The 19216-nt window shown below is 38.9% G+C and carries 10 protein-coding genes; 6 read left to right on the plus strand and 4 right to left on the minus strand.

What is annotated here, in order from left to right; translation table 11 throughout:
* Positions 1 to 120 precede the first annotated feature (120 nt).
* The 4 genes from IV84_RS00005 to spxB all read right to left on the minus strand — a co-directional run bounded on the left by IV84_RS00005 (position 121) and on the right by spxB (position 9943).
* Positions 121 to 5133 carry a bifunctional glycosyltransferase/CDP-glycerol:glycerophosphate glycerophosphotransferase gene (locus tag IV84_RS00005; protein ID WP_052694476.1) on the minus strand — a complete coding sequence of 1671 codons (5013 nt, stop codon included), beginning with the start codon at positions 5131 to 5133 and terminating at the stop codon, positions 121 to 123.
* Between the two features lie 100 nt (positions 5134 to 5233).
* A complete protein-coding gene (ligA, locus tag IV84_RS00010) occupies positions 5234 to 7261 on the minus strand; it encodes an NAD-dependent DNA ligase LigA (RefSeq protein ID WP_056985940.1) in 2028 nt (675 codons plus the stop codon).
* Between the two features lie 14 nt (positions 7262 to 7275).
* Entirely contained in the window at positions 7276 to 8034 is a 759-nt protein-coding gene (locus IV84_RS00015) for an exodeoxyribonuclease III (RefSeq protein ID WP_046871149.1), read from the minus strand.
* Between the two features lie 166 nt (positions 8035 to 8200).
* Positions 8201 to 9943 (minus strand): pyruvate oxidase, encoded by a 1743-nt coding sequence (gene spxB, locus IV84_RS00020; RefSeq protein WP_056985941.1) that lies wholly within the window; start codon positions 9941 to 9943, stop codon positions 8201 to 8203.
* Between the two features lie 207 nt (positions 9944 to 10150).
* On the opposite strand from spxB, the gene IV84_RS00025 reads away from it, so the two are divergent.
* From IV84_RS00025 to IV84_RS00050, 6 genes are all read left to right on the plus strand, one after another.
* Positions 10151 to 11221: an Mbeg1-like protein gene (locus IV84_RS00025; RefSeq protein WP_046871151.1), complete on the plus strand. Its 1071-nt coding sequence runs from the start codon at positions 10151 to 10153 to the stop codon at positions 11219 to 11221.
* A 31-nt stretch (positions 11222 to 11252) separates the two neighbouring features.
* Positions 11253 to 11828 (plus strand): sugar O-acetyltransferase, encoded by a 576-nt coding sequence (locus IV84_RS00030; RefSeq protein ID WP_056985942.1) that lies wholly within the window; start codon positions 11253 to 11255, stop codon positions 11826 to 11828.
* A 476-nt stretch (positions 11829 to 12304) separates the two neighbouring features.
* Positions 12305 to 13918 (plus strand): BCCT family transporter, encoded by a 1614-nt coding sequence (locus IV84_RS00035; protein WP_081036054.1) that lies wholly within the window; start codon positions 12305 to 12307, stop codon positions 13916 to 13918.
* A gap of 124 nt (positions 13919 to 14042) precedes the next feature.
* Positions 14043 to 15296 carry a PTS transporter subunit EIIC gene (locus tag IV84_RS00040; RefSeq protein WP_056985943.1) on the plus strand — a complete coding sequence of 418 codons (1254 nt, stop codon included), beginning with the start codon at positions 14043 to 14045 and terminating at the stop codon, positions 15294 to 15296.
* Entirely contained in the window at positions 15289 to 16140 is an 852-nt protein-coding gene (locus IV84_RS00045) for an alpha/beta hydrolase (RefSeq protein WP_081036053.1), read from the plus strand. The genes IV84_RS00040 and IV84_RS00045 overlap by 8 nt, the downstream gene beginning before the upstream one ends.
* A gap of 185 nt (positions 16141 to 16325) precedes the next feature.
* On the plus strand, positions 16326 to 19058 hold the full coding sequence (locus IV84_RS00050; RefSeq protein WP_046871179.1) for a cation-translocating P-type ATPase: 2733 nt from the start codon (positions 16326 to 16328) through the stop codon (positions 19056 to 19058).
* Positions 19059 to 19216 lie beyond the last annotated feature (158 nt).

Consider the following 19216-nt stretch of genomic DNA (forward strand, 5'->3'; position numbering starts at 1 on the left):
TGACCATCTAGGAAAACCTTACACTAACTTCAAAACCTTTCATACTATTTAAACATTTCCATAATAGAACTAGTCAGATTATGAAAAACCATAGTCTGACTAGTTTTCTTCCTATAACATCTAATCTAATATATTAGCTTTGGATTCAACATCCTCCATACGAATCCAAGCATTTTTCCCAAAATCAGTCTTATTTTCAATTTCAATCCAAGTATTTCCAACTTCGTTTTTACGAATTGGATCACGTAGCTTCGCTTGCATTTTTGTTGAATAAGAATCTGCTAATTTGTAATTATAGTTTGAAATAAACTTTGCTTGTTTCGTTTCTGGAATAGCTGACCATAATTGAGTTCCATCTTTAATTGTTATCTTCTGTAAATCAGTTCTCTTTTCAGACACTTCATATTGTTCATCTCTTAGCACGTATTCAACCAACGTTTGTGTTGAATTGCCGTTCTCCCAAGAAGCAAATTTATCCAAGAATGCACTATAAGTTGATGTGTGGACGTATTTATCTGGGCTATTTAACATATCTTTTAACACTGGAATTAACTCTTCATTTGTTTTCACAATTGGGCCAGGAACCGTTTTTTGATAATCGATATAGAATCCACGAATGTCACCCGCATATTCGTCAAGATCATAAGCAAAAAACAAAATTGGTCGCTTAAGGTTGGCAAAGTCAAACATAACTGAGGAGTAATCGGTGATTAAGACATTCGAAATAAGATATAAGTCCGTAACATCCTCATAATCACTAACATTTAATACACGTTCTCCATAACTAGATAGGTCAAGTTGATTAGCAATTAAATAATGAGTCCGAATCAAAATAACTGTATTCTCAGGTAACTTCTCTAAAAGCTGATCTAAATCCAAATGTAATTTTGCACTATATTCATCTACGTGAACATACTCATTATCACGCCAGGTTGGGGCATATAAAACAACCTTTTTATCCTGACTAATTTCAAGGGCCTCTTTTATCTCACTTACCTGGCTATCTGTATAGTTATATAACATATCGTTTCTTGGATAACCGCTACTAATTAATTTAGTGAACGGTTTTCTAAACGCACGTTGCATAATATTATAAGAATATTCATTTGGAGCAACCAAATAATCCCAACGTGCAGAATCTCGAATAACTTGTTTATGGTAACTTCGTTGTGTCACTCCTGGCATTGTAACGTTCTGCACATCTGTTCCAATTGTCTTCAAAGGTGTCCCATGCCATGTTTGAATTAATTTAGCATCACGTGGCTTAGCCCAACGGAACGGACGCCGTGTGTTTGTAAACCAGTATTTGGCCTGCGCCTGTTTTAAAATGCCTTTATACCCAAAACGCACAACGTAAGGAATTCCATGAGTCTTGAAGTAATCGACATTTTTTCGATTAACATTCCAATAAAGTTTGTACTCTGGATGAGTTCGTTTTAGATATTCGTAAATTGCCTTTGGACTATCAGAAAACTGCGTTCCAAAAAAGCTCTCTAAAATAATGATATTTTTTTTCTTCAGTACTCGACTCAAAACATTCAAAAGGTCTGATTGAAAGTCATTTAGTTGCAACATTCGCAACACTTTATTTATAAACAAATGATGCACAATTGAATCCTGTGTTTCAGGTCGTAAACTCAGCATCTTTTCAGAAACAATTTTGCTTGCATCCCCATTACGCCCATACGTGCAGAACTTATCATAAAACCAGTCAATTTTAGATGCATAATTAGCCGTTAAATCATGGAAGTTTTGCAACCACTTTATAATTTCATCTGTAGTTTCCACGACTGGTCCTGGAACCGTTTGGTCATAATCAAGATAAACACCTCGATTATCGCCATTTAAGTACCAATCCTTATCATAAGAGAAGAAAATCATTGGCCGCTTAAGGTGTCCGTAATCAAACATTACCGAAGAATAGTCCGTGATCATTACGTCACTGATAAGATATAAATCAGCAATATCAGGATAATCGCTCACATCCCAAACAAACCCCTGGTGATCAACAAATGACATAGAATGAGCCACAAAATAATGCAACCGTACAAGAACAATGTACTCATCACCCAATTTTTCTTTGAGTTTATCTAAATCTAACTCAAAATCAAATCCACTATCATCGTTGTTCCTGAACGTTGGGGCATACAAAACTACCTTCTTATCCAACGGAATATGAAGATTCTTTTTTACATTTTCAATATAAGCCGAATTATTATGTTGATAAAGCGCATCATTTCGCGGAAAGCCACTTTCTACAATTTCGTGTTTAAAATCAAAAGCATGGGTAGCAGTATCAGCCATGTACTTTGAAGGTACCGTTAAAATATCCCATCGGTTATTCCGAATAGCAAAATTTCTTTGTACTCCAGCCGTCGCATTCTTAAAATGAGGTTCATCAAAGCCCATCGTTTTCATAAAGGTCCCATGCAATGTTTGAACTTCAATTTGTCCAGATCTCTTCGAATATTGATTTGGAAAATTCGTATTTTCAACAAAATACTTAGCCCTTGCCATGTAGTACCAATATTTAAATCCTAATCGTTTGACCCGTTTAGCCTTACCCTCAATTGGAATTTGATCATTAGTTAAAATCCATACAAATTTAAGCTCTGGATGATTTTTACGCAAATAGTCATAAATTGCCTTGGGACTACCATTAAAGTAATCACCCCAGTAGCTTTCAAATACAACCATTTTTTTATTGATTGGGAGCATCCGCATCATTGGATAAAGGATTGAATAATTGATTCCCCTCTGAAGTTTGGAGCGATCCATCCCAAAAGTGGTTTGTACTGTATGAAATTCCAAAAAACCATTGTTTGTGCACTGAAGATCAAACGTAAAGTGTTTATTCGTATAAGTATCAAGCTGATCACTAACTGCTTTTAAATCTATAACTCGAATGCGTTTCTGCGTCTCACCATATGCAACTACTAGGTAAACGCGATAATTACCAGATAAAACTTTTAAATTATTTGCCGCCACAAGTGGAATTTGAACATTAAAACAGCCATCCTCTACAAATTTCACTCTCCCAATTGACAGGTAGCGACTCTTCTTATTACTACTCAATAATTCAACGGATCCAGAATTTCCAAAATTTTCTTCATTCGAAGAAGCCGGAATATTCACTTTCATCTCAATAGCAAGATTGGTTCCCGTTTTAATCCAATTAGCACTTTTTAATTCTGCAAAAGGAACCTCTTGCATCAACCAAATTCCATCTGTACTGTTATAAGAAATAAAAACATCATAATCTTTGCCATGAATAATCTCTGTTTGGCGAGAATAATCCATTGCATAACTTTCTGGAACGTTTGTTTCTGCATCAATCAACACCAAATGTTGCATATTACCACGATATTTTTCTAATTCTTCACCGGATACAAGAAACTTTATCTGATGATCCGTATTCTTCTCAAGTTGACCAATATTTTCATCATTAATTTGTAAAGTTGGTTTTATGATGTTACTACAATCGGTAAAAGTAAGTAAAATTCCGTCATCACGACCAATTACATTCGTTAATGCAGTTATTTGGCTCTTACTTTGGTCCCGGGTTGAATTACTATTCAACATTTTTTGTACAACAAATGTCAAATCCCAATGACGATTATATCTTTGAATTAAATTAAGCCTTAATTTTGAATTAATAACTGAAGCTATTTTTTGGTTTCCATGAATAGGCTGTCCCGCAAAGGACTCAAACTTTTCTCCATGATACTGAAGAGTGATCTGAATTTTCCATGTCCCGTTTCCTAAAGTCGTCAGAGCGTCTTGAACATTAAAGGCAGCCTTATATGCGCTATATGGTGCATCCTCTTTTTTTAGATGGATATTACTAATGGATCGAACACGATTTATGCTAATCGCCATTTTTTTATTGGTATCAATATTAACTAAATTGGCAGTAATATGTTCGTTTAAGTTAGAAGGCGTTAACCAAATACGATGCAATTTTATAGACTTAGGATGAATATATCCTTCAATTTGAATTGTATCTTCAGTCGGCTGTGAGACTCTTTGAATCGTATTTTTAACATCAGCCCCTGAAGTAGCAGTGTGTGCCCGTTTCCCCCAGAAATGACGAACAAAACGCTTTGCAATGCTTCCTTTAAACCCTGAGTACGAATAACGTTTTAATTCATCAAAGTTTCCTTCTAAGAGAGCCCGATACTGTAACTGCATTTTAACGGAAAGTTGTTCATACAGATTACTCTTCAAAAGGCCCCAATTACGCAGAAAAATATAGGTTGCCCGTTGAAAATCAAAAACAAAATCATCATCCGCATCCGCAATATCATCCATAAACAGCGGAATATCAATCATCAATACTTTCACGTAAAAAGTATCGAGAATTCGCTGACTGACATGAGCTTTTAAAAAGTAATCACGAACCATATTGAGAATTTTGAGCCGATCACCGTATGGTTTCATTGCATTTTTAACTTGGGTAATAGACTTACTATCCCCATCTCGCCAACGCCAACGGTACACAACATTAGAAAGGATATCAATACTACTTTCATGACTGGCAATAACAAAAGCCCGCATAACAAACGGAATATCTTCATATAACATATTTGCTGGAAATGTCATGTTGTGCTCTCGTACCATAGGTAAACTATATAATTTATTCCAGCTTGTAGAGTCGTAAACTAATTCTGGATTTCTTTCAAGATCGGTTTGCTGAATCGTGTCCGAAATTGCTTTTTTATGTAAATAAGAAGGCTTATCCCTAAATTTATCAAAGCGTCTCACAAATCCAGTAGCAACTTGTGACCCGGTCATCGCTACCGAATTAATAAGATCTCGATAAGCGTTCTTTGGGACAATATCATCGCCATCAACAAATGCAATGTAGTCTCCCTTTGCAATTTTCACGCCTCGGTTACGGGTGTCGCTTAATCCTAAGTTTTGTGGGTTGTGATACGCATGAAAATTTTCATAACGTTCCCCATATTTATCCACAATATTTTTAGTTTTATCATTATCGGTCGAACAATCATCGATCATAATGATTTCGACTAACTTATATGTTTGATTTGCAAGTGAATCTAAGCATTCCTCCAAATAGTCTGCAACATTATAACAGGCCACAACAACGCTTAGCGCAATTGATTTAGACATTTTATTAACCTACCTATTCTTTCCCGTTCTATAAACATTAGTAATATTAGCATGCTGGCTAGTTCCATACAATGGAGAATACACTAAAACCATCGTCATATTATTTCGGTATCTTTTCTTCCATCTCACTCTCACTCATTACTTCAACCTCAAGTGTCTGCGCTTTCGTCAGCTTACTACCAGCATCGATCCCTGCAATTAATAAATCGGTTTTTTTAGATACCGAGCCGGTCACATTAGCACCTAAGTTTTCTAGCTTTTCTTTTAACTCTTCTCGAGTATAATTTTCGAGTTTACCAGTCAAAACAACCGTTTTATCATTAAAGTAATTATCTTCAACCTGAGCGGCAACCGGACCATTATACGTCATGTTTACACCCACGGACGCCAAATCCTCAATAGTCTTTTGGGCAGCCGTACTTTGGAAAAAGGTTACGATGTTGGCTGCTAAGATTCCACCAACCGCGTTAATTTCCGTAAGCTCTTCTTCTGAAGCCTGTTCCAATTTATCCATAGTTAAGAAATGTTCAGCCAAGATTCGGGCCATCTTCGTTCCAACCCCAGGAATTCCAATACCATTTACCAATCGCTCTAATGAGTTCTGGCGACTGTTGGCAATTGCTTCCAATAAACTATTAATTCGTTTTTCTTTAAAATTATCTAACTTAGCCAATTCATCAGGATCCAACGAATATAAATCAGCAAAGCTTCGTACTAATTTGTGATCAAAGAACACTTGGATCAAACGTGGTCCTAAACCATTAATATTCATCGCATTTCGTGATCCAAAATGCTCCAAACGGGCCACAATTTGAGCTGGGCAATCTGGATTAATGCAACGCAAGGCCACTTCGCCATCTAAATGAACCAAATCACGGCCACAGGAAGGACACTGAGTAGGAATCTCTAGCACCTGACTCTCAGCTGACCGTTTATCCAAAATCACTTCTGTAATTTCTGGAATTATATCGCCAGCTTTATGTAATTTCACTGTGTCACCAATTCGCACACCCTTGGCGGCAATCTGATCCACATTGTTCAGAGTTGCCCGCGCAACAGTTGATCCTGCCAATTGCACTGGATCCATAATTGCGGTGGGCGTTACCACGCCGGTTCGTCCAACGGTCCACTCAATCTGACGAATCACAGTTAAGGCTTCTTCTGGAGGAAATTTATAGGCGATTTCCCACCGCGGAACTTTAACGGTATGGCCAAGCTGATTTTGTAAATCCAACTCATTTACTTTAAGGACAATGCCATCAATCCCATAAGCTAACCGATCACGCTGGTCTTGATACTCATCAATAAATTGCCAAACTTCATCAAGATTTTGACAAACTCGCTGAGTTGGATTTGTATTAAATCCTAGTTCTGCTAAAACGTTGATGGCATCGTGTTGCGTGGTAACTTGTAAATCACCGAACGTGCTGATGGTATAAATGAATGTATCTAAATTACGAGCCTTAGTCACTTTTGTATCTAATTGTCTTAAACTCCCGGCGGCTGCATTTCGCGGATTGGCAAAGACAGCCTCTCCACGTTCTTCTTGTTGTTTATTTAAATCTGCGAAAGCCTGCTTTGGCATATAACACTCGCCACGAACCTCAATCGAGACTGGTTTGGTAAGCGTTTGGGGAATCGATGTAATGGTCTTTAAGTTCTTCGTGATATCCTCACCGATTGTACCATCGCCACGCGTTGAGCCTTGCACTAACTTACCATTCTCATAAACTAGCGAAATTGCCAACCCGTCAATTTTTAATTCCACATTATATGGAACCGGATAACCGACATTTTTTTGGATTCGATTATCAAATTCGACAAGCTCATCTTTCGAAAAAACATCCCCCATGGATAACATGGGAATGTCATGATGCACTTTTGTGAAGCCACTAAGCACCTCACCACCCACACGCTGGGTAATCGAATCTGGCGTCACGATCGATGGAAAGGCCGCTTCTAGATCCTGTAAATCACGATATTTTTCATCATAAACATGATCTTCCACTTCAGGATTATCTTTCGTGTAATAATCTGAACTCCATTGGTTTAAAGTTTCCCGCAACTGTTGTGCGGTGTCACTTGCCTCTTGCTCAGAATATTCAGTAATCAGTTTTGGTAAAGCCATCTTATTTCCTCCAACTATGGTAATGCAATGTCGAGTTCTACCGGACAGTGATCTGATCCAAAAATTTCATTATGGATTTTTGCACCTTGCAACTTTGTTTGTAAATCATTGGACGTAACAAAGTAATCAATTCGCCAACCCGCATTATTATCACGAGCATGGAATCGATAGCTCCACCACGAATAAATATCAGCCTTATCAGGATAGAAGTAACGAAATGTGTCGGTAAAACCACTATTTAGTAATTGCGTGAACTTTTCGCGTTCTTCATCCGTAAAGCCCGCATTGTGATGATTAGTTTTATCGTTTTTTATATCAATTGGTTCGTGGGCAACGTTTAAATCACCGCAGAAAATAACAGATTTCGTTTGCGCGAGCTTGTCAACATACTGCCGAAATGCATCATCCCACGTCATCCGGTAATCTAAACGTTTTAGTTTCGTTTGTGAATTTGGCGTGTAATTAGTGATCATGTAAAAATCTGGATACTCTAAGGTGATTAACCGTCCTTCGTGATCGTGGATATCAACATCCATGCCATATTTTACGCTGAGTGGCTTTGTTTTGGTGAAAATAGCCGTTCCTGAATAACCTTTGCGATCCGCATAATTCCAGTATTGATAATAACCGGGCAAATCCAGCTCAAGCTGACCTTCTTGCATTTTTGTTTCTTGAATACAAAAAATATCGGCATCAAGCGTTTTAAATGATGTCATAAAGTCGTGGGTCACGGCGGCCCGAATTCCATTGACGTTCCAAGAAATTAATTTCATGGTTTTAATTACCTCTTTAAATAGCTTTAACAACTCTATGCTTAGAATTATACCATTTTGCTTGGATTTTCTTAAAGTTATCCTTGTTCTTTTGTAAAACTTCAGGAATAAACAAAAAAAGTTCCGAAGAAAATATTTCAATTTTCTTCGGAACCAATTTTAAAAATTACATATCTTTCAAAATTTCAGACAAGGCTGGTTGACCAAAAATATTGTACGTTTTCTTAAATCGGTCAATCGTTGCCTGATCAAACTGATCTGGATCCAAAGGCATAAATGAGGTATCGACGGGATCCACATTTTTAATCTTGGCATCTACCACAATTGGACGCGTATTTCCAGACTTTTGTAATTCATCAATTTTATCAAAGGCTTCGCTCAGAGATTTCTGACCGGTGACCGTAAATCCAATGGCACCCATGTTTTCAGCAATGCCAGCCCAGTTAGCCCCCTGTAAATCAATCCCATAAGGAGCTTGCTTAGCTGCAATTTTTTCGTGCTGGATAAACCCAAAGACCTTATTTTCCAAAACTACATTAACAACTGGTAATTGATATTTCACTTCCGTTAACAGGTCCTGCATAACCATTGCATAGCCGCCATCACCCGAAATAGTAAAGACCTGGCGATCTGGAAAGCTCAATTTACCAGCCAATCCAGATGGCAAGCCATACCCCATCGTGGCAAACCATGAAGAAAGGGTAAATTTCTGGTTTTTATTTAAAGGTAACTGACGAACGGCCCACTCAGTATTATTGCCGACATCGGCCCCAAAGATGGCATCATCATTGGCATGTTGTTTGATAGTTTTCATAACCGCTTCAGCAGGTAAGCCCTCGGAATCGTCATCAGCTAATGTATCTAACCATTTGTCCCAATTCTGCTTGTCTAATCGGGCAGCCTTTAAGAAGTTGGTAGGAGCAATGGTTACATCCCGCTTAAGCAATTCTTCTAAGAATCCTTTGCCATCACCTAAAATGGCTAAATCAACATCGCGTTGTTTACCAATATCAGCAGCATTGTTGTTTACCTGAATGATCTTAACGCCTTCTGGCAAGAAACGTAGAAATGGGTAGTTTGTCCCCACAGAAACAACGAGATCTGCCATCTGGGAAACCTCAAAGCCAGGCTTAGTGCCTAATCGGCCACGAGATCCCATGAAGTTTGGATGATCAGTTGGCATCACTCCAGTCGCCGGTACCGTTGATAAGACTGGCAGGCTGTACTTTTCAGAAACTGCCACTAACTCTTTTGTTGCGCCCTTCAGGCCAACGCCAGCCCACAAAATTGGATGTTTCGCATTTTGAATAGCATTCACAACTTTATCAATCGTTGCTTCATTAAATTTAGTTTGCATTTGTTCTTTATAAATTGGCGCTGTTTTAAAATCAGTAAAGTCAATTTCTTGGCCAGACAAATCATCAGGAATTATCACAACTGCTGGTCCTTTATGCGCATAGGCTGCGCGAATGGCTTGATCAACCACGTACGGAATTTGTTGGGCACTAACAACTTGTTCATGGAAAACTGCTACGTCAACAAACATAGGATCTTGATTCATTTCTTGGAAAAATGAAGTGTTCATAACGCCTGTCGCGGATTGTCCCACAATGGCTAAAACAGGAACGTGATCCATTTTGGCATCATATAAGCCATTAAATAAGTGAGTTGCTCCAGGACCAGCTGATCCAAAACTGACCCCAATCTTACCGGTAAGTTTTGCATCTGCAGAAGCGGCTAAGGAACCAACTTCCTCGTGACGAACCTGAATATATTTGATTTTATCTTTTTCTTGGTACAAACCATCCACAGTATTGTTAATTGAATCGGCCGTAATTCCATAAATATGATCTACTTGCCAATCTTCCAGTACTTTTGCTAAGGCTTGTCCAGCTTTCATTTTTGTCATGTGTGTTCTCCTTATGAATATTAAATTTAGTTTTTTGCTTACTTTTCGTAAGTGAATAATTTCAGTTTACCTACTTTCTTATAAAGAAGCAAGTGTTTTTGCTCTAATTTTTAAAATTCATTTTTAATTTAGCGTAACTCCGTGATATGATTGACTCGCCAGCGTTTCTATGGTGTTTCTTAAACGATAATTTTGGAGATAATCAAAATGTCAGACTTACTAAACTATTTGGATAACTATAACCGACCTATTACACCTCATTTAAATGTGGCGGATCAAATGCTACTTTCGCGCTTGCCTTTTTTCCCATTTGAAAACATCGTCTCTGCAAATTCTGATAATCAAATTTACTTGCCAGAGGCTCTAAAACTGTTAACCAACAAATTAGCTGCTAATTCTGATCATCTGCTACTTCATAATGATCGAATCTTAATTGAAAAACTATCCAACTCTTTTCGATTCAAAAAAATAGCTCTTTCTGACTTTCAAGTACATCATTCTGATGATCTCCAAACCCAATATGCAGCCATTTCAATTACAATTGAACCCAGTCTTACAATTATTGCTTTTCGAGGAGCAGACGGGACCCAGTTAGGTTGGCAAGCAGACATGAGTCTTGTTTACACACCCGAAGATACAAGTTGGCAGACTTTCTCATTAAGTTATTTATCTCAAGTTGCTTCCACAATCTCTGGTCCCTTACAATTAATTGGCTTCTCTAAAGGTGGCAGCATGGCCACCGCCGCAGCGTTAAAAACAACGGCGAGCATTCAAGACCACCTTCAACAAGTCGTTAACTTCGATGGTCCGCAAGGTTCCAAATTGCCTAACTTATCTGCTCCTCTCCAATCGATATTTTATACATATTTACCACAATTGCCGTTTTTCGGACTTGGTTCAAATTATCCGCAATCCCCACAAATCATAAGCAGCCAGTCAACTGGCATTTGGCAACATGATCTGTACAGTTGGCAAATTCCAGACACTAGCCCCACCGTTTTAGGCATGGCTAGTTCAACAAATCCATTTTTAAACCAATCCCTTCGCAAATGGCTTTGCTCCTTGAAACAAAATGATGCACGCTTATTCATTAACACTTTCTGGGACATCTTGAACGACACCCAGGCCGTTACCGTTAACGACCTAATCAAGCACTGGCAACAGGTAACTAAGTTATTTCAAAACCAAAGTAAAGCTTGGGATCCAGTTGCACAAGAAATGGGTCAAAAAACCTTGCAAGCTGTGTTTCAAATTATCGTGACATTTACCCGCTTTTAACAAATGCCTGCAAACGTGGTACTCTTAGTGTATGAAAACTGAAAGAGATAAAATGACCGCTGGTGAATCTTACAAAGAGTTCGATTCAGAGCTGATTGCCCGTCGCAAGGTAATTCGGCAAGAACTTCAGGAAATTAACCAGATTACTGATAATGAAAACATAAACCAACGTTTTCAGAAACTTCTTGCAAACACAGGTGACCATTTCTTTGTAGAAAGTGATTTCAAGTTTGATTATGGATTTAATATCCATATTGGGGATCACTTCTATGGCAACTACGACATCACAATGCTGGACACTTGTCCCATTACGATTGGCAGTTATTGCTATTTTGGTCCGAACGTTGGTTTATACACGCCAGTTCATCCCTTAGATGCAAAGCGGCGCAATGCCGATGTTGAAATGGGAGCTCCGATCACAATTGGCGATAGCGTTTGGATGGGTGGTCGTGTGACTGTTCTACCCGGCGTCACCATTGGTAATCGGGTCGTTGTTGGTGCAGGTTCTGTCGTTACCAAATCTGTGCCAGATGATGTTGTGATTGTGGGCAATCCTGCTCATATCATTCATCATTTGGATCAGAATGGTGATGTGATGAAAAAATAGAGTGTCCCAAAAAGACGTTTAGCTTCTGAGCATACTGTCGTTGTCCATAGAACTAAAGTTGCTAAAGCAACAAGTTCTCATGGCAGCCTAGATAACCGAATGATTCGCACTTGGAATCGTTTGGTTATCGTAGCTAAGCGGAAGAAGCTGCCTTTTTTGGCACGTTTAATTCAATCAATGAAAAACGAGCGAATTCATTAATATTTGTAAAGCCCAAAACACTGTACAGATATCCTCAATGGATAATGTATGGTGTTTTTATTTGGTCCAAAATTTAGTTTCTTTCACACGTTTTATTTCGTTATTATTGTTAGCTCATTTTTTGGAAGCATGCCTGGCGAAATCAAACACGTCTAACGCAGGATATCCTTCCCGTTGCGCGATTATTTCACAGGATTCAATTGCTCCCCTACACTTACTTATATATTAGAAGGATTATTATTTTACACCACAGTAATATAGATAAAACTGTTTTTATTCCCACCGTTAGTCTCTTCGCCCTTGTTTCGCTTGGACTCATTCTTGGCGGTTCTCATCTTCGGATTGTCCTTAGCAACCTTATGAATGGCATCACTGCTCACATGAGTTGGGCTTACCTCGGCATTTACATCATTAACTTCATTTTCTTCATGTTTTTGGCCTTCAGCCACTTTGGCAAAATCAAACTTGGCCATGCAAACGACAAACCTGAATACAGTAGCTTCCAATGGGGCAGCATGGTTTTTGCCACTGCCATTGATGCCAGCATTCTCATGCTCAGTATGGTTGATCCATTACGTTATGTTCAACATCCTATTTTTGGTGATAAACCTTATTCTGCTGCCGCTTACGGCGATGCACACATGCTTGGTCAGTTTAACTGGGGTCCCATGGCTTGGATGATGTTTGCTTCGGCCACAGTCGCCATTGCTTACGTGATGTACGTACGTAATGCCCGGGTTATGCGAATCAGTTCTGCCATTTCATTTTTAAAGGGTCCTGAACGCTATAAGAAAGTCATTCGTCAAATTATCGATTTCTTAGTTGTCTTTGGTATTATGGGCGGGATTGGCTCTTCAGTCGGTATGGAAATTCCCGTACTTTCTAAAATCATCAATCAAATCACCGGAGTTCCCGACACCTTATTCTTAAAACTATTTATGTTTTTAATTTTATTTATTATCTTTGCCGTCACCGTTTTTCACGGTATCAAAGGCGGGATTGATAGATTGAGTGCTGCCCATATTTGGACAGCAATTGGTTTTCTCCTCATTGTCTTGTTTATTGGCCCAACGTTAACCATTTTTCGTGATGAAGGTAACAGTTTACGTTTAATGGTCACCAAGTTCATCACGATGAGTACTGGGACCACAACAACTGGTTCCCCAGATATCGTAAAAAATGAAACAATCTTTTATTGGGGCTGGTGGTTATCTTACATGCCTGTAATGGGATTATTCATTGCGCGCATTTCTCGTGGTCGCACAATTCGTCAGGTTGTCGTTGGCATGTTAGGTTATGGTGCCCTCGGTTGCATGAGTTTTTATGCCATTCTTGGTGGTTACTCGCTTTACCTGCAACAAACAGGGGTTATCAATTTAGTCCACATTTTAAACACGCAAGGACAAGCAGCTGCAATTGCGGCCGTTCTCAGTACGTTGCCGCTTAAAATGTTAATGTTAATTATTTATAGTATTTCTTGCTTTATCTTTTTGGCCACCACAATTTCATCGTCAGCATTTATTGTGTCGTCGTTTACAAGTCGTCACTTGGCGCCAGGAGAACAACCCAGTCAGTTTAATCGCTTGATTTGGGTAATTGTCTTCATCATCTTCTCCTTTGGAATTGTCTTTGTCGGTGGATTTAAGACCGTTCAGGCCATTAGCTCAATTGCGGGATTCCCGTTAATTGTGGTGTGTGGATTATTACTGATTTCTATCTGTCAGATGATTCATCAAGATCAAAAAGTCATCCAAGCCAAGAAAAAAACCGTTTTATTTATGCCACACGTTACGCCAGAAATTGTGCGTAAACAAAAGCGTGTCGAGATTGCTTTAGCGAGTTATCTACATGAACAACCTCGGAACCAAAGCGATCCAGAATTAAGCTAAATTAAAATTACAAAAGCTCATCAAGTTGACCACATATGATCAATTTGATGAGCTTTTACTTTTCGCCAAGAGATTACCAAAAATTGTTGTATAATCAAGGCATATTCACGGGGGAGATCTAATGATGGAAAATCAATTAATTAACTTTACACAGCGACTAACCAAAAAACATTTCTATCAAGCTATTATCAATGCGCTTCGAATTTTATTACCATTTGAATTCATTGGAATTTCCCTACATATTATTTATGAAACGACATTCCACAGAAATGGAATTTTCGAGGCTATTTTTGATCTTCATTCACATATCCCCGCGTTTAAACAAATCGGCATGACGCTAAAGGTATCAGAAAGCCTCATTTTCCTTTCGATTGCACTTTTGATAGCCTTTTTAGTGGCGGATCTGCTTGTTTCATCATCAACCAAGTATCAAAATAATCATTTAGCTGGTCTAATCAGCCTGATTCTTTACTTCACATTAATCTCTGAAACTTCACCTAGTCTTAATCTGCTTCAAATTTCTGAATCCTCTGGAAATATTCTGCTTCCAATTGTTATGGGCCTAATCATCGGCTTTAGTTTTCTTAAACTTCAGTCAAACTTCCACTCAACATTTGATACCAATCTTTCTATCCTGCTATTTTTCATTTTCATTCTGATTGTTGGTGCCATTGGCCTGACCGTTCATCAAACTCAGTACTACGCCACCTTATTTTATCAGCAGGTGACCAGTCTATTAAATATCGGCCAACATCCCTCTTTCTTTAAAATTTTACTAGCTGTTAGTTTACGAAACATTGCCCACTTTTTTGGTATGATTAGCGATTTCACAAACACAGTTGCAAATCACTTTCCTGATGAGAGCGCCAATCTGGCCTATGCCAGTGCTCATCATAATCTCTGGAAGATTCCCTATCCGATTACGTTTCACACCCTTTATAATTCATACGGGATGCTTGGTGGTAGTGGAATGCTACTAGCTTTAAACGGTACCCTCCTGTTCAAAGTTAAGGACAAACAAATGCAATTTGCTGCCCGGCTTTCCATGGGACAAACCCTGTTTGATCAAGGTGGCACTTTATTATTCGGCATCCCTGTTTTATTTAATCCGCTATTATTAATTCCATTTTTACTGTCACCTTTAGTCAGTATGATACTTGCCTTTCTTTTCATTAGCTGGAAACTTGTGCCCCCAGCAACCTATATGATTCCTAACGCCACTCCTAGTCTCTTACGTGCCTTTCTGGGCACAAATGGCGACTGGCGAGCCCTCATACTTAGCCTAATCTGTGTGGCCGTCTCTGGGATCATTTACTATCCTTTTGTAAAAATGTTAAATCGGGCAACCCTTGAGCAAGGAGATGAGATGCATGACTAAATGGTTACGAGGTCTAATTTTGGCAGGTTTAATTCTAATAATCGCTATTTTTGGACTAAAGTGGACGCGCCAGAATATGCGGAACGCGATGCCGGCCAACAATTCACGTATATCTCCCATCATTCTTGTTCCTGGGAGCAGTGCGACTCAGGAACGCTTCGATGCAATGGTTAATGAATTAAATCAAAACACACATACGACCAGCAGCTTATTAAAGGTGACCGTCCATCCTGATGATCATTTATCTTACAGCGGTCAATTTCGGCCTGGAATCGTCCACCCCTACATTGTAATTGCGTTCGCTAATAATAAAGATGGTTATTCAAATATCAAAAAACAAACTCAATGGTTCCAACATGCCATGCTCATCTTGACCGCACGCTATCATTTTAATAATTTCTCCGCAATTGGGCATTCCAACGGCGGCCTTGTCTTGACCCGCTACCTTGAAAAATATTTTAATCGTCAAAAACTACGAATGAATACTTTGATGACAATTGCGTCTCCTTTCAACTTCTCAGAAACAAATATCGATAAACGAACCCAAATGCTGAGTGACCTAGTCCGGGATAAATCAAAAATTCCTTCCAATTTAGTAATGTATTCGGTTGCAGGAACTGAAAATTATAATAATGATGGCACGGTTCCATTTGCGAGTGTTGAAGCCGGCAAATATATTTACCAAGATCAGGCCAAAAGTTACACGCAAATCACCGTCACGGGGGAAGACACGACCCATCATGACTTACCTCAAAATCGGGAAATTGTCAGTTTGATTCAACAATACATCCTTGGTAACCCTAATAAGAACCCCCAACCCGAAGTTAATGTGGCACCACAATAACAATCCCATTTAATTATGTCCGCCTAATATCACACATAGATAATCTTATTCGCAAATACTATACCCTTTCTAGTAATTCGAGTTATACTGTTACGTTGTAAGGGCAAGTAACCCTTTAAATTGAAGAAAAAGAGGCCAATATTTTGGATAAAGTAAATCAAAATAGTACAACGCGGTATGCTTCTATGCAGCTCAACGATGTCTATAAATATTTTGATACTAAAGAAACCGGGTTAACTTCAGAAAAGGCAGCCGGTTTATTAAAGAAATTTGGACCTAATACAATCCAACGAAGTCAAAAGCAATCGCAACTCAAAGCATTCCTGAAAAACTTTACGAGTTTAATGGCGATCTTACTTTGGGTCAGTGGCTTCATTGCTATTTTTGCCAACATGACAGAACTTGGAATTGCTATTTGGGCGGTTAATATAATCAACGGTGTTTTCAGCTATTGGCAGGAACATCAGGCCCAAAAAGCCACCAATTCATTACTAAAAATGCTGCCCACCTACGCCCAGGTTATACGGGATGGAAAACCACAGCAAATCAACTCTGAAGATCTTGTTCCTGGCGATGTCTTCATGATCCAAGCTGGGAATAGTATCTCAGCAGACGCTCGAATTATCGATTCGAACTCACTTCAAGTTGATGAATCGGCCTTAACTGGTGAATCTGTTCTTGTAAACAAACAACCTGGTTATTCACATGGCGTTGGTCGTTTTGCAGAATCTAATTTAGTTTTTGCTGGAACGGTTGCCGGAAGCGGAACAGCGACTGCAGTAGCCGTTGCAACAGGGATGCATTCTGAATTTGGTAAAATTGCAAAACTTACTCAAAGTCAAAAACATCATTCTAGTCCCCTTGAAATTGAACTTAATCATTTAACCAGGCAGTTATCATTAATTGCCATTTCAATCGGGGTACTCTTCTTCATATTGGCAATCTTTTTTGTCCACTATCCAATTGCCAAATCATTCATTTTTGCTTTAGGAATGATTGTTGCGTTTATTCCAGAAGGCTTGCTACCAACCGTTACCTTGTCATTAGCACAAGGCGTGACCCGAATGGCTAAAAAGCACGCCCTTGTAAAGGATTTGAATAGTGTTGAAACCCTGGGTGAAACAACCGTAATTTGTTCCGATAAAACAGGAACCCTAACGCAAAATCAAATGACCGTGGATCATCTTTGGTTAGCTAGCCATCAATATACGGTTAGTGGAGAAGGCTACGTCAATAACGGCCACATTCAATTAGATGATCAAGATGTTGATGTTTCTAAGGACCCTGGTTTACAAATATTATTACGGGTTTCCGCACTGAATAACGATACGAAAGTTAACCCACCAGAAAAATCTGGCGATAATCCTAAAATTATTGGAACCCCAACCGAAGCTGCATTAATTATTTTGGCTGAGAAGGCTGGCATTAACGTTGAAGAAGAAACTAAAAAAGTTCCTCGGATTGGAGCATTGCCATTTGATTCTGATCGAAAACGGATGTCCACTTTCCATAAAGTAGATGGTAAAAACACAATTTGTGTAAAAGGTTCATTAGATGGTATTTTACCAATTAGTGATACGATCTTGGATAACGGAAAAGCCCGTCCCATCACAGATGCAGATCGTAAACAAATCAACGAGGCCGATAAAAAATATGCAGCCGACGGTTTACGATCATTAGCAATTGCCTATCGGACTCCTACTGATGATTCCGACATGCCTGCTGATCCAAAAGACTGGACCATTAAAAATGCTGAACAACATCTTACTTTTGTGGGCTTAACAATTATGTCTGACCCACCACGTCCAGAAATTTTTGAAGCGGTTCGCAAATGCCGAGAAGCAAGTATTCGAATCATTATGGTTACCGGTGATAGTGCTTTAACAGCTAAAAGTATCGCTACTAAAATCGGAATTACCGGCGATAAAGCCCGGGTAATTACTGGTGATGAATTGGCTGCCATGCATAAAGGTGAACTCAAAGAGGCTTTAAAAGGTGAAGTTATCTTTGCTCGAGTTGCTCCTGAACAAAAGTATCGGATTGTTTCCACCTTGCAGAGCCTTGGCGAAATTGTAGCCTCAACTGGTGATGGTGTGAATGATGCACCTGCTCTTAAAAAGGCTGATATTGGGGTCGCAATGGGAGTTACCGGAACTGATGTCGCTAAAGATGCTGCAAATATGATTTTAACCGATGATAATTTTGCATCCATCGTTTCAGCTATCGAAGAAGGACGAACTGTTTATAGTAACTTGCAGAAATTCCTGTTATATATTCTTAACAGTAATATGCCAGAAGCTGCACCATCCATCATTTTCCTGTTTACACGAGGTTTAGTTCCTTTGCCTTTGACAGTTATGCAAATCTTAACGGTTGATTTAGGTACCGATATGTTGCCTGCCTTAGGTTTAGGTGCTGAAAAGAGTGAACCTGGTATCATGAAACAGCCACCACGCGCACGGACAGCTCATTTACTGAATCGTGGCATCATTATAAAGGCCTTTTGTTGGTACGGCATGATAGCGTCAGTCATTTCCACGTGTGCTTACTTCTTTGTAAACAAACTAAATGGTTGGCCAAATGTTGCCCTTGCTGCAAGTGGTCATGTCTATCAAGAAGCTACGACTATGACTTTAGCTGCAATTGTCTTCTGTCAAATTGCGGCTGCCATTAATTGCCGAACAAAACTTTCTTCAGTATTCAGTATCGGCCTCTTCAGTAACCATCGAATTTGGGGTGGCATTGTCTTTGAAGTGATTTTATTGGCTCTTCTCATTTATGTTCCGTTTTTACAAGGCTTGTTCAATACAGCTGCCATTGGCGGAAGAGAATGGTTATTATTAATTTGCATTCCAATTCCACTCGTTTTAATAGAAGAATTACGAAAGTACTTTTTCCGCAAGCGAGCGGCAAACTAAAGATTTTAAAAAGACTGGGAAAGTATTTTCCTAGTCTTTTTATTTTTATATTTCCGAACTTTATATCTAAAGGCTGAAAGTACAAAGTTTCACCTAATTACCTGACACAAAAAGATTAGTAACAATCAAATTAGTTTAGATTCCGTCTTCCAGCAATT

Origin of the sequence: Pediococcus damnosus, from assembly GCF_001437255.1 — a bacterium.
GTDB classification, from domain to species: domain Bacteria; phylum Bacillota; class Bacilli; order Lactobacillales; family Lactobacillaceae; genus Pediococcus; species Pediococcus damnosus.

Excerpts from the sequence above, each read along its gene's own strand:
- IV84_RS00030 (WP_056985942.1), top strand. The coding sequence starts at position 11,253 with ATGAAAACTGAAAGAGATAAAATGACCGCTGGTGAATCTTACAAAGAG.
- IV84_RS00025 (WP_046871151.1), top strand. The coding sequence starts at position 10,151 with ATGTCAGACTTACTAAACTATTTGGATAACTATAACCGACCTATTACA.
- IV84_RS00005 (WP_052694476.1), bottom strand. The coding sequence starts at position 5,133 with ATGTCTAAATCAATTGCGCTAAGCGTTGTTGTGGCCTGTTATAATGTT.
- spxB (WP_056985941.1), bottom strand. The coding sequence starts at position 9,943 with ATGACAAAAATGAAAGCTGGACAAGCCTTAGCAAAAGTACTGGAAGAT.
- IV84_RS00050 (WP_046871179.1), top strand. The coding sequence starts at position 16,326 with ATGCAGCTCAACGATGTCTATAAATATTTTGATACTAAAGAAACCGGG.
- ligA (WP_056985940.1), bottom strand. The coding sequence starts at position 7,261 with ATGGCTTTACCAAAACTGATTACTGAATATTCTGAGCAAGAGGCAAGT.
- IV84_RS00045 (WP_081036053.1), top strand. The coding sequence starts at position 15,289 with ATGACTAAATGGTTACGAGGTCTAATTTTGGCAGGTTTAATTCTAATA.
- IV84_RS00015 (WP_046871149.1), bottom strand. The coding sequence starts at position 8,034 with ATGAAATTAATTTCTTGGAACGTCAATGGAATTCGGGCCGCCGTGACC.
- IV84_RS00040 (WP_056985943.1), top strand. The coding sequence starts at position 14,043 with ATGGAAAATCAATTAATTAACTTTACACAGCGACTAACCAAAAAACAT.